The sequence below is a fragment of the Solilutibacter pythonis genome (assembly GCF_003697345.1).
Taxonomy (GTDB): domain Bacteria; phylum Pseudomonadota; class Gammaproteobacteria; order Xanthomonadales; family Xanthomonadaceae; genus Solilutibacter; species Solilutibacter pythonis.
Genome location: NZ_RFLY01000067.1, coordinates 1 through 870 on the forward strand (window position 1 = coordinate 1; position 870 = coordinate 870).

Consider the following 870-nt stretch of genomic DNA (forward strand, 5'->3'; position numbering starts at 1 on the left):
CCCTTCGCCGATGGCCTCTTCGCCCTGGCCGGCGCCATCGAGCGAGCGGCCGAAGGACAGTTGTCTGAGCTGGCGGCCGTCGGCGTCGTAGTCGGTCAGGTTCAGGCGCTTCAGGCCGTTCTCGTCATAGGTCCGGTGCGCCGTCACCCGGCCCAGCGCGTCGTGGCGCCAGCCTTCGGCGATCTCCGCCGGGCGCTCGCCCACGGTGTAGCGCTTGGACTCGCGGGTCTTGCGGCCCAGCGCGTCGTAGCCCAGGTCGCGGGCGGTGTGCACGCCCGCCTCCAGGCTGCGCCGGCGGATCACCCGACCGGCCGTGTCGTAGTCGAAGGCGGTGCTGTTCTCGGCCTGCTTCAGCACGACCTGTCCATCGACCAGATCGCCGTTCATCACCGTCACCTGGTTGTTGGCGTCGAACGCGTACCAGGCCGTCCTGACCGGCGGACTTGCCCGCATCACCAGGCTGGCCTGTTCCGGGAACACCCAGCGGAAGTCGCTCAGCGTCACCGGGCGCGCGTCGCTCTGCGCCAGGACCACCCGGCTCCTGGCCGTGCCGCCCAGGGCCACGTAGGCCGCGCCCGCCGGCGCGACCGTCTCCAGCGTCGAGCGGCCGCTGCCGGTCTCGCCACTCACCAGGCTGCCCGCCTCGCGGCGGATCAGTTGGCCCGCGGCATCGTAGAAGTTGAGCAGCACTTGCCCGCTGGCGCTCGCGCTTCCGGCCCACCCGACGATGTCGACCCAGCCTTCGGCGCGAATCTTGACGCCCGGGCGGATCACCGCCCAATCGTTATTGACGATGTCGAAGGTCTTGCCGATGCGCGCCTGGGCGACATGGCGTCCGTCCTTTTCCACGATGGCGAAGCCGGTGCGGTG

At 70.6% G+C, this 870-nt stretch carries 1 protein-coding gene; it reads right to left on the bottom strand.

The genetic code is table 11. The features are described from left to right. The coding region (locus EBB59_RS13315) for a hypothetical protein (RefSeq protein ID WP_211327772.1) at positions 1-849 on the bottom strand (849 nt) is incomplete at its 3' end. Between the last annotated feature and the right edge of the window lie 21 nt (positions 850-870).